Origin of the sequence: Aureimonas sp. AU12, assembly GCF_001463705.1 — a bacterium.
Classification (GTDB): Bacteria; Pseudomonadota; Alphaproteobacteria; order Rhizobiales; family Rhizobiaceae; genus Aureimonas.
Genome location: NZ_BBWH01000012.1, coordinates 16,876 through 27,479 on the forward strand (window position 1 = coordinate 16,876; position 10,604 = coordinate 27,479).

The 10,604-nt window shown below is 69.6% G+C and carries 9 protein-coding genes; 4 read left to right on the plus strand and 5 right to left on the minus strand.

The annotated features are described in order from the left end of the window. Position 1 precedes the first annotated feature (1 nt). The 3 genes from AUL33_RS05495 to AUL33_RS05505 are packed head-to-tail and all read right to left on the minus strand — an operon-like array spanning position 2 to position 2,663. Positions 2-685: a PIG-L deacetylase family protein gene (locus AUL33_RS05495; RefSeq protein ID WP_062204848.1), complete on the minus strand. Its 684-nt coding sequence runs from the start codon at positions 683-685 to the stop codon at positions 2-4. Beyond that, entirely contained in the window at positions 682-1,359 is a 678-nt protein-coding gene (locus tag AUL33_RS05500) for a sugar transferase (RefSeq protein WP_082652342.1), read from the minus strand. Before AUL33_RS05500 ends, AUL33_RS05495 begins: the two co-directional genes overlap by 4 nt. A gap of 5 nt (positions 1,360-1,364) precedes the next feature. Next, on the minus strand, positions 1,365-2,663 hold the full coding sequence (locus AUL33_RS05505; RefSeq protein WP_192843143.1) for a polysaccharide biosynthesis/export family protein: 1,299 nt from the start codon (positions 2,661-2,663) through the stop codon (positions 1,365-1,367). A 235-nt stretch (positions 2,664-2,898) separates the two neighbouring features. Between AUL33_RS05505 and AUL33_RS05510 the strand changes: the two genes are divergently transcribed. Further along, positions 2,899-4,050, plus strand: coding sequence for a glycosyltransferase (locus tag AUL33_RS05510; RefSeq protein WP_062204859.1), 1,152 nt, complete (start codon positions 2,899-2,901; stop codon positions 4,048-4,050). Positions 4,051-4,091: 41 nt separating this feature from the next. Beyond that, positions 4,092-5,291 (plus strand): glycosyltransferase family 4 protein, encoded by a 1,200-nt coding sequence (locus AUL33_RS05515; protein ID WP_082652339.1) that lies wholly within the window; start codon positions 4,092-4,094, stop codon positions 5,289-5,291. 70 nt (positions 5,292-5,361) lie between these two features. Here the strand turns inward: AUL33_RS05515 and AUL33_RS05520 are convergent, their stop codons facing one another. Continuing rightward, positions 5,362-7,632 carry a polysaccharide biosynthesis tyrosine autokinase gene (locus AUL33_RS05520; RefSeq protein WP_062204863.1) on the minus strand — a complete coding sequence of 757 codons (2,271 nt, stop codon included), beginning with the start codon at positions 7,630-7,632 and terminating at the stop codon, positions 5,362-5,364. Positions 7,633-7,803: 171 nt separating this feature from the next. After that, a complete protein-coding gene (locus AUL33_RS05525; RefSeq protein ID WP_062204865.1) occupies positions 7,804-8,883 on the minus strand; it encodes a glycosyltransferase in 1,080 nt (359 codons plus the stop codon). A gap of 232 nt (positions 8,884-9,115) precedes the next feature. On the opposite strand from AUL33_RS05525, the gene AUL33_RS05530 reads away from it, so the two are divergent. Continuing rightward, positions 9,116-10,447, plus strand: a complete 1,332-nt coding sequence (locus AUL33_RS05530) for an O-antigen ligase (protein ID WP_062204868.1) — start codon at positions 9,116-9,118, stop codon at positions 10,445-10,447. A gap of 60 nt (positions 10,448-10,507) precedes the next feature. Further along, positions 10,508-10,604, plus strand: a 97-nt coding sequence (locus tag AUL33_RS21525) for an S-adenosylmethionine synthetase N-terminal domain-containing protein (RefSeq protein WP_156419294.1), incomplete at its 3' end; no start/stop codon positions are given.

The following is a 10,604-nucleotide window of genomic DNA, read 5'->3' on the forward strand; positions in this document are numbered from 1 at the left end:
TTCAGATGACATCCCGGACGAGGACGAACGCCTCGGCCGCAGGTCGGTGAACGGTGGTGCCCCGCAGGATCGCCAGCGCCCGCAGCGCCTCCAGCGAGCGCTCGTGCGGGAAGGCGCGCACCTGCGAGGCGAAGAGCGACATCGCCTCCAGCTTGGCGTCGAGCGTGCCGGAAATATCGACGAAGACCTGCGGCACGAAGCCGGGCGTCACGTAGGGCGCGTTCCAGTTGGTCTCCGACATCGTCTCGTAGGCGAGGATCGAGCGCGGATAGGCCGCCTGATGCGGTCGCGCGGCCACGAGGGCGGAGAGGAAGATCAGCTGGTGATCGAGATGCATGTCGCCGACGAAGGGAATGAAGAGCGTGTCCGGCGAAAGCTCGCGCACGAGGTCACCGAGCGCCGCGTTCAGCTGGGAATGCGGGGTTTCGGCGAGTTGCGCCGCCGGCTGATCCAGCCAATGTGTTTGCGTGACGCCAAGGCGCCCATGCGCGGCCTCGGCCTCGCCGCGCACGCCCGCGATCATCTCCGGCGTATAGGCCGGCGGCTGTCCGCGCGTCACCACGGCGACATCGACCCGGCCGCCCTCGGCCGCGATCCGGGCGATGGTGCCGCCGCAGCCCAGCACCTCGTCGTCGGGATGGGGCGCGATCACCAGGACGCGACCGAAGGTGCGCGGCCCCGTCATCGGCAGGACGCCTCGGGGCCGGCGAGGCTGGCCGGCGCATCGCGCGCCGCATCGTCCTCGGCGGCGGCGAGCCGCAGGGCGCCCGCATCGGGGTGTTCGCCGCGCAGGAGCACGAGCGCGGTTCGCATGAGGATGCGAGCATTGAGCGCGAGGCTCCGGTGGCGGATGTACCAGAGATCGAGCGACAGCTTCTGCGCATCGCTCAGCCGCGTATTGCCGCTGACCTGCGCCCATCCCGTCAGACCCGGCCGCACGAGGCCGCGCAGCCGGCCGCGCTCGCCGAACCCCTCGACCGTCTCCGGCAACAGCGGACGCGGGCCGAAGAAGGACATGTCGCCGAGCGCGACGGCCAGAAGCTGCGGCAGCTCGTCGAGGCGCAGCCGGCGCAGAAGGCGCGTGGCCGCCGTCTCGCGCAGCCGGTCGGGAAGGAGCTGCCCGTCGGCGCCGCGCTCGTTCGTCATCGTGCGGAACTTGCAGAGCGTGAACGGCACCCCGCCGAGACCGCTGCGGGTCTGGCGAAAGAGGATCGGGCGGCCGACACTGGCCACGACGATGCAGGCGACGGGAATCCACAGCGGCAGTGTCAGGAGGAACGCGAGCATGGCCGCGATCCGCTCGAGCGACAGCGGATCGGCCGAGACCCCTCCACGGCGATCGCCGGCCGGACCGGCCATGATCGTCACGGCGTGCGCTCCAGCGCTGCCGTGGAGAGCGCGGCCGCGTCGAGGTCGAGCCCGCCGCGGTCGATCGTCACGACGATCGTGTCACCGGGCTTGACGGCGTCGTCGAGCGTCGCGGGCTGCCTTTCGCGCAGGCCCGCGACGCGCCGGCGAACCTCGTAGACGAAGCGGATCGAATTGGTCCTTCGGGCCTCTTCGGCGCTGAGGTTCGACAGGAGCATGATCTGCTCCTCGGTCGAGCCCTTGGCGGCCAAAAGCCGCTGGATCTCGCTATTGTGCCCCTGCAGCTCGCCGAGCGCGGTGCGGGTCCGGTTGTCGGTCGCGTCGGCGAGCTGGCGCTGCAGGTCGCCCAGCTCGCGCCGCGTCGTCGACATCTGGTTGAAGATCTCGAGGAGATGGCCGTCCTGCGCCGTCAGGTCGCGTTCCGCCGCCGAGATGTCGTTGACGGTCTTGATGCCGCGCCGGCCCAGCTCCTTGGCGCGATCGACGTCCTGCTTGGCCGCGACGATCATCGATTTCTGCTTCTCGCCGAGCTCCGCGAGATTGGCGAGCGCGCCCTTCACCTCCTCGACCGCCGCCGCCAGTTGCGTGCGCCGGGTCTCGAAGGCCCGCAATTCGATGTCGAGGATGCGCTGTTCGGTCGGCATCAGCGCCGACACGGCGGCGGCGTCCACGAGGGGGCGGACCTTTGCGGGAAGGTCGTCGCGCGAGATCGTCGTGTTGCCCGCCAGCTGCGCCGAAACGCGGGCCGAGGCCACGGCCTCGCGCGCCAGTTCCACGGCCGCCTCGTCGAGCGTGCCGCGCAACCGGGCGCGGGCGACGATCCGGTCCTCGGCCGTCGCGCCGCCGCTCGATTGGCCGCCGGCCAGCGCCACCGCCTGCTCCACCGTCAGCATCGGCTGGTAGGGAAACGAGCCGGGAAGCTTGACGTCGCCGAGGACGAAGATCGGACGGAAGCCGACGACGGAGAGCGCGATCTTGGGGTCGAGGAAGAGGCCGCGCTGGACGAAAGTGCCCCGCATCGCATCGAGCGCCTCGGACACCGTTCGGCCTTCGACGGGGAAGCTGCCGAGAAGCGGCAGGCCGAGCTGGCCATCGCTGGAGACGGTCAGCTGCTCGGCCGGCAGCGCATCGTCGAGAAAGTCGAAGGAGACGACGTCGCCGACGGAGATCCTGTAATCCTCCTGCGCGGCCCGCGCCCCGGCGGCGGGAACCGCAATGGCAAGCGCCAGGCTGAGGCCGCTGCATTGAAGCGCACGCCGCGTGCGGCCTCGCATACCCTTCGATGTCGGCATCATGTCGGTCATTCGAACCCCCTGTCGCCACGGGAAGGTAGAACGGGGTCGCACGCGCCGATGAGCTATCCTTTCGGAGGTGAGGCATGCCCACGCGGGGCGTCGTCACCCACGAATTCGGATAGCTGGTTCGCCCGTCGGGACCGCGTATCGTCGGGCCAGACCATGCTGGCCTTCGGCCGGCTCCGGACGGGGTCCTTCGGTTTTTTTCCGTCCCTCACCATGGGAGAGGGCGCGCGTGCAGACGAACGTGCTTCACACGATCACCGGTCTCGAAGTCGGCGGTGCCGAGTTCATGCTGGCGCGCTTTCTCGGAGAGGTCGACCGCTCCGCTTTTTCCTCCACCGTCCTGTCCCTGCTGCCGCCCGGCTTGCTGCGCGAGCGCATTGCAGAGACCCGCTCGGACGTCGTGTCGATCGGGATGGAGCGCCATCCCCGACCGCGCGACATCATACGACTAGCGCAGATGGTGAGCCGGACCGCGCCCGATCTCGTTCATGGCTGGATGTATCACGGCAATGTCGCGGCGACGCTCGGGTCGGTCCTCGGCCTGCGCTTCGTGCCGGTGGTCTGGAGCATCCATCACGCCTTCGACAAGCTGGAAGACGAAAAGCCACTGACGCGGCGGCTGATCCGGCTCTCGGCGCTCCTGTCGAGCCGCGCGACCGCCATTTCCTATTGCTCGCGCGCCTCCGCCGATCTCCATGAGGCGCTCGGCTTCGATCCCTCGAAGCGGGTGGTGATCCCGAACGGGGTCGATTGCGCCGAATTTCGGCCGAACGAGGCAAGCCGCCGGGCGATCCGCCAGCTCGCACGGATCCCCGACGAACGGCTGGTGATCGGCCACGTGGCGCGCGCCCATCCCGCCAAGGACCAGCGCAATCTCGTGCGCGCGATCGCCGACGTCGTCGGCCGGGGACACGACGTCCAGGGCGTCTTCCTCGGCGAGGGCCATGCCGACGGCGTGGTGCGCGAGGCCGCGCGCGAGTTCGGGATCGACGATCGGATCACCACGCCGGGTCTTCGCCTCGACGTGGCGCAGCTCGTGCCCGGCTTCGACGTCTTCGCGCTCGGCTCGGCCTGGGGAGAAAGCTTCTCCCTCGCCGTCGCCGAAGCCATGGCCTGCGGCGTGCCGGCCGTGGTGACGGATGTCGGCGACTGCGGCTGGATGGTCGGGGACACCGGCCTTGTCGTGCCGCCGAGGGATCACGGGGCGCTGGCTGCGGCGCTCGCGAAGCTCGTCGCTCTATCGGAAGACGAGCGACGCGCTCTCGGCCGCGCGGCGCGCGCGCGGGTCACCGCCCAGTTTTCGCTGGCGCTCTATGTCGGCCGCCATCTCGATCTCTACGAGCTGGCGCTGGGCAACGGCACCACCATGGTCCGGCACTGACCCGCCGTCCCGATCGCCACGACATCAGACGGACGAGGCCGATGACCCTTCTGGAACGCCCGCAAAGCCTGCGCCTGCCGCCGCTCGACCCCCTCGCCCGCTCGCGCCGGCACGTTCTCGTCGTCGCCAGCCTCACCAAGTCGCTCGTGAACTTCCGCCTCGAGCTTCTGCGCGCGATGGTGGCCGCCGGCCACCGCGTGAGCGCGGCGGCCCCCGACGACGACCCGGACGCGATCGCGACGCTGCGCACGATCGGCGTCGCCTTCGAGCGCATCCCGATGGCCCGTGCGGGGGTCAACCCGTTCGCCGACCTTCGAACCCTCGCAGCCCTCACGCGTCTCATGCGCCGGACCCGGCCGGATGTGCTCTTCGCCTATACGATGAAGCCGATCATCTACGGGGGTCTTGCCGCCCGCCTCGCCGGCGTGCCACGGCGCCATGCGATGTTCACCGGCTTCGGCTACATGTTCAGCGCCACAGATGGCGGCCGGAAGGCCGCCGCGGTGCGCGAGATCGGCGTGCAGCTCTATCGCCGGGCCTTGGCAGGATGCGACGCCGCCTTTTCCTACAACGAGACGGATGCGGCCGACATTCGCCGCCACCGCCTCATCGCCGACGACGTGCCGCTCGTGTCGGTCGCCGGGTCCGGGGTCGACCTCGCCCATTTCGGCGCCTCCGCGCCGTTTCCCGATGCGCCGACCTTCCTTCTCGTGGCGCGTCTCCTGCGCCAGAAGGGGATCGGCGAGTTCGCCGCCGCAGCCCTGATGCTCAAGGCGCGCTGGCCGCAGGCCCGGTTCCTGGTGCTCGGTCCGTTCGACCCGAGCCCGCTCGGCGTCGGCGCCGACGAGATGGCGCGCTGGCAGGCGGATGGCGCGATCGAGTATCTCGGCGAGACCCGCGACGTTCGCCCGTTTCTGGCGCAGGCGAGCGTCTTCGTCCTTCCGTCCTACTATCGCGAGGGCATTCCCCGCAGCGCGCTGGAGGCGCTCGCTGCGGGCCGTCCGGTCGTGACCACCGATGCGCCGGGCTGCCGCGAGACGGTGCTGCACGGCGACAACGGCTACCTCGTCCCGCCTCGCGACGTGCCCGCCCTCACGGAGGCCATGGAGCGGTTCCTTCTCGATGCCGGGCTCGCCGAGCGGATGGGCCGGCGCTCCCGGCAGATCGCCGAGACGCAGTTCGACGTCCATGCCGTCAACCGCTCGCTGCTCGCCGCGATGGGGCTGGGTCCCGAAGTCTGAGCGGCGGGCCTTCGAGACCATGAGAGAGCCGCCGGTGCCTGCACACCGGCGGCTCTCTCATGAGGACTGTTCACATCGTGCGATCGGAGTAGCTGGTGAGGTCGCGGCGATAGGTGCGTCTCGCCCCCATGGCGCTTTCGCGCGCCGCGCTCGGGTCGATCCGGCTCATCACGAGACCGATGAGCGGCGCGTCGGCCTGGCGAAGCAGGTCGCCGGCCTCGCGCAGCGCGTCTTCCGACACGGTCCCGGCCTCGACCACGAGGACCACCGCATCCACGAACTCGGCCAGAGCGACGGCCTCCTCGCTGGCGAGGATCGCCGGCGCATCGATGACGATCATGTCGAAGTCCTGCCGCAGCGCGCGGATGAGATCCTCCGGCCGCCGGCCTTCCGGACCGGCCAGGAGATCGATGCTCGAAGGCGCCAGCGAGGCGACGCTGAGATGCGGCACGCCCTGGACCTCGCGCAGATCGCACCGCCCGGTGAAGTGACTGAGAAAGGCGGAGCCGTCGTCGAAGGTGATCGCATCGCGAACCCCGCCCGCGCCGAACTGCAGATCGACGAGCACGGTGTGAAGCCCCTCGCTCGCCGCGGCAATCGCGAGCCCCGTCGCGGTGGTCGACTTGCCCTCGCCGGCGAGACTCGAGGTCACGAGGACCACCTGCTCGCGATGGCCGGAGTTCCAGCGACGACACGCCGCGCGAAGCGGGCGGAAGCCGCGCGCGAAGGACGAGGTCGGTCGCCCGCAGAGATGCGAGACGGCATCCGGCCGGCGCCCGAAGAACGGGCGCGGCAGGTCGGGAACGTTGGCGAGGATCGGCATGCGCAGGATCTGCATGGCGCGCCGCGCGGTGTGGACGCGGGCATTAAGGCTCTCGGCCCCCATGGCGACGACGAACCCGACCACGAGCGACCCGAACAGCCCGCCCGCGATGAGGATGCGGGGCTTGGGCGAGAAGGGCTCGACCGGCACTTCCGCCGTCGAGATGACGCGGGCGCCGGGATCGGCGACGCTGGCATAGGGGTCGAGCTTGCCCAGCCGGTCGGACACGCGGTCGTAGAGCTTCTGCTCCGTCAGGAGGTCGCGATTGAGTTCGCGAAGCCGGATCTCGTAGACGCTGCGGGCGCGCAGGTCGGTGTTCGAGCGCACGAGCCCCTGCTCGAGCTGGTCGACCCGCCCCTGCGCGACGCGCACGTCGTTTTCCAGGTTGGCGAGGATGCGCCCCATCTCCTCGCCGATCAGCGCCTTGATGCTGGCGGCCTTCGCGTCCGCCGCCTGGATCAGCGGGTGGTTGGCGCCGAAGTTTCCGGCGAGCTCGGCGCGCTCGCGCATCGCGACGGCCTCGTCGTTACGCAGCGACTGGAGAACGGGAGAGGCCAGAAGCGGATCGTCCGTGGGCGTCGCCGTGCCTGCGGCCTGCGCATGAACCTGCGTCAGACGCATCTGCGCCTGCGTCAGGTCGCCGTGCGCGATGCTCAGTTGATCGTTCGCCTTCGCCATGGCGGCGCGCAGCAGATCGTCGCGCGGGTCGCTCGAAATATCGTTCTGCGCACTGAAGCTCGCGATCTCGCTTTCGGTCCGCGCGATGTTGGAGGCCAGCTCGACCGACTGCTGGCGCAGGAAATCGACGGCCTCGCGCATGTCGTGGCGCTTCTGCTCGCGCGCCCATTCCACGAAGAGCGCGGTCACGGCGTTGGCGATCGTGGCGGCGAGGACCGGATCGTCGGCGGTGGCGCCGACCGTCATCGCCATGCTGTCGCCGCTCCGGGCGATCGAGAGCTGCGACAGCAGCGCGGAAATCGCCCGGTCCTGCTGGACGGCCAGCGGCGGCAGGGGCGCCGGTGGCGCGGCCGGGCCGAACAGGGCGAGTTCCAGGCGGTCGGGCAGGATGGCGGACAGGAGCCCATCGCCCAGAGCGCTCACCGGTTCCTCGGACGGTCCGAGATAGGGATTGAAGCGGGGATCCTGCACGAGACCGAGGCTTTCCACCACGCGCGCGACGAAGGCGCGCGAGGTGATCAGATCGGTCTTGGTGTCCATCGTCGCCTTGTTCGGCTGGGGAACCGGAGGGGTCGTGGCGTCGTCGAGCAGGTTGGGATCGTCGGGCTCAAGCAGGATGGTCGAGCGCGCCACATAAGTCTTCGGCACGAGCACCGAGGCGGCGATCGCGGCCATCGTGCCGCAGAGGACGATTGCCGCGATCAGGACGAAGCGGCGACGCAGCAAGCCGTAGATCTCGCGCGGCCCGATGACCTTCTGCCCCTCGTCCTCCATCCGGTCGAGATTCTGCATGCCGAAGCGCGGGGCGATGCTGCTGGGGTCGAGGCTGCTGACGGACATGGATGACCTTCCGGCGAGTTGCGAGGCCTGGAACGGGATGCGGGCAGGAGCTTGAAAAGGATTGCGGAAGCAAGGGGAACGCCGCGAGCGTATCATGCGGCCGAGCGGCCCGAACGGCGCCAAAGGGAGAGCCGGAAAGGCAGGCGCCTCCTCCGAAAGGCGGAGCGGACATCACCCGGTGCCGACGAACCGATCGAACTGCCGGGCGATCGCGGGCAGCGAGTAATGCGCGTCGATCCGGGCGCGTGCGGCCAGCCCCCTCGCCCGAAACTCGGCGGCCGAGGCGAGGATCAGGCGCTCCATCGCGTCCGCCATGGCCTGGACGTCGCGCGGCGGAACCACGAACCCGGTCTCGCCGACGATGGCGGCGGCATCGCCGACATCGGTGGTGACGACAGGCCGACCGTGGCTCATCGCCTCGCCGACGACATTGGGGAAACCTTCAGTGCGAGAGGAGAGGACGAGCACGTCGATGCCGCGATAGAAGCCGGCCATGTCGGAGATCTCGCCCCTCAGCGCGATGGCGTCGCGCGGCAGGCCGGAGGCCTGCAGCAGGCGCTCCGCCGCCTCGCTCCCGACCTCCAGACCCGCGCCCGCCGCCTCGAAGCGAACGGCCGGGTAGCGCGCATGAACGAGCGCGGCGGCCTGGAAGAAGGTCTCGTGATCCTTCTGCGGATGCAGTCGGGCGGCGATCCCGAAGGTCAGGGCATCGCCCGGCCGGTGCGCGGGCGCTTCGGCCGGGGGCTCGAAGCCGTTCGGGATCACCACCATGTTGGCGTTGCGGAAGCCGAAGCGCCGATGCAGGTCGGCCGCCCGGCCCGAATTGAACACGATGCCGTCGGGCGCATGCGACAGGAGGCGCGCACCTTGGAGCGCGATGCGGGTGCTGCGCGAGAGCACCGCCATGTCGTCGAGCGACTGGCGCACGTTCCAGAAGATCGGCGTCGCCGTGCGGGCAAGCCCGGCGGCGAGCGTGCCGACCACCATCGCGTGGTACATCCAGCAGAGAACCGCATCGGGCCGCTCGCGCCGCAGGATCGCGGCGAGCGGCCGCACGCTGGCGGCCATGCCGGCGACCGAGCGCGCCTTCAGCGGCTTGATGCGCACGCGGTCTCCCTCGAGCGAGCGGTAGTGGTCGGACACGTCCATCAGCGGCACGACGAGATGCTCGCCCGACTGGCGCAGGAGACGCGCCAGCATGGATTCGGCCCCGGCATGCGCGGTAAAATTGGTGATCACGTGGAGCAGCATGGGCAGCGCCCGGCGGTTCGTTGCGGTGGCGACGGTCTAGCATGGCCGCGCGCGCCGCCGCCGGCGCCGATCGGCGGACGCGAAGCGAGCCGCCCTACGCCCAATGACGGAGCCCGGCGGCGGTCGGCGTCGCTTGACCGGAGATCGCGCCCGCCCGCCAATGCGGCGAGGCGATGGGGAGCGGCCGGCCGTTCCGGTCGCCGCAGAGGGCCAGCGCCAGCCGGAAACGCTTATGAACCACCTCAGCGACGAGCCCTGGCAGAATGCCGACCCGTTTCGCGCCGCGTTCGGGACGGGAGGGCTGGGCGTGACCCGCCACGCGATGGAGCTGACGCTCATTGCCGGCTGCGCCTTTCTGGCGCCGTTCAACACGTTCCGCGTCGACGGCTTTTACTTCACCGTCAGCGACATGTTCGCCCTTGCCGCGCTTCTGGCGATGATCCTCAACCGCTCGCTGCCATCAGCCAATCTCGGGCAGATGACGGTGCTCTGGAACGCGGGCTTCATGCTGTTCGGCGTCATGCTGCTCGCCAGCAGCCTCGTCTTCGGAGAGGCCGATCGCGGGTTCGTCATCACCGGCCAATACTTCTATTCCTACGTGATCCTCTCCTACGTGCTCCTGTCGCGCAGCTGGTCGGACACGGTGGTCATCCTGAAGGCCTTCACGCTGTCCGTGGCGGTGATCTGCCTCCACGGCATCTACCTCATCGACGTTCTCGCCGAGCGCAACACGGTCTTCGTCAGCGGCAGCGGGCGCCTGCTGGGGCTGGTGGAACGCGGCAACGAATTCTCGGCGCTCATCGCCGCGACGGTGCCGCTCCTGCTCTGGCTGGTCTGCTCGGGATCCCTGAAGGCGCGCTGGCTGTGCCTGGCGCTGCCGATCTACACCTACGCGATCATGCTGACCGGCTCGAACACCGGCCTCTTCGCCCTTCTCTTCGCCATCGGCGCCTTCATCGCGATCTACGGGACGATCCGGCAGATCCTCATGACCGGCGCCGGCTTCGCCCTCGTGATGTCCGCGGTCCTCACATGGGCGAAGGACTTCCTGCCGGCCATCTTCCAGAAGCGCGTGCTGGGTGCGGTGGCGAGCGGCGACATCGACCAGGCCGGCACGTTCGTCGGCCGGATGAAGCTGATCCGCGACGCCCTCGGGCGCATCGATCAGTCGATGATCTTCGGGATCGGCGCCGATCGCTATCGCGAGACCAGCACGCTGAAGGCACCGGTGCACAACACCTACCTGCTGATCTGGGCCGAGGGCGGTTTCCTGTCGCTCGCCGGCTTCCTCCTCATGCTCGTTGCCGCGGTGATCCTCGCCCTGATGGCGTTTCGCCGGCCCGGCGGCAAGCTTGCCGCCTGCTGTGCCCTCGTCTCGGTCGCGCTCTTCGCGCTGACGCTGAACGCGATGCCCCATCTCTACGCCCGGTTCCTGGTGATGCCGCTGCTGCTCGGCCTTGCGCCCTGCATCTGCCTGGCGCGCAGCGGCGTCGTTCCCGCAGGCGTCGCGCGATACGCCGTCGGCGCCGCGCCGGAGCGCACGCCGCGCCGTGTCGAGATCTAGAAGCCCGGCGGATCGCCGAGCTTTTGAGCTTCCCAAGGTCCATCGAAGGATGAAACGCTCATGGCACGCAGCGACTACTTATTCACCTCCGAGAGCGTTTCCGAAGGTCACCCGGACAAGGTGTGCGACCGGATTTCCGACGAGATCGTGGATCTTC

Bases quoted from the DNA above. Each gene is read 5' to 3' on its own strand.
- AUL33_RS05530 (WP_062204868.1), top strand. From the start codon at position 9,116: ATGAACCACCTCAGCGACGAGCCCTGGCAGAATGCCGACCCGTTTCGC.
- AUL33_RS05505 (WP_192843143.1), bottom strand. From the start codon at position 2,663: ATGATGCCGACATCGAAGGGTATGCGAGGCCGCACGCGGCGTGCGCTT.
- AUL33_RS05520 (WP_062204863.1), bottom strand. From the start codon at position 7,632: ATGTCCGTCAGCAGCCTCGACCCCAGCAGCATCGCCCCGCGCTTCGGC.
- AUL33_RS05500 (WP_082652342.1), bottom strand. From the start codon at position 1,359: ATGGCCGGTCCGGCCGGCGATCGCCGTGGAGGGGTCTCGGCCGATCCG.
- AUL33_RS05495 (WP_062204848.1), bottom strand. From the start codon at position 685: ATGACGGGGCCGCGCACCTTCGGTCGCGTCCTGGTGATCGCGCCCCAT.
- AUL33_RS05525 (WP_062204865.1), bottom strand. From the start codon at position 8,883: ATGCTGCTCCACGTGATCACCAATTTTACCGCGCATGCCGGGGCCGAA.
- AUL33_RS05515 (WP_082652339.1), top strand. From the start codon at position 4,092: ATGACCCTTCTGGAACGCCCGCAAAGCCTGCGCCTGCCGCCGCTCGAC.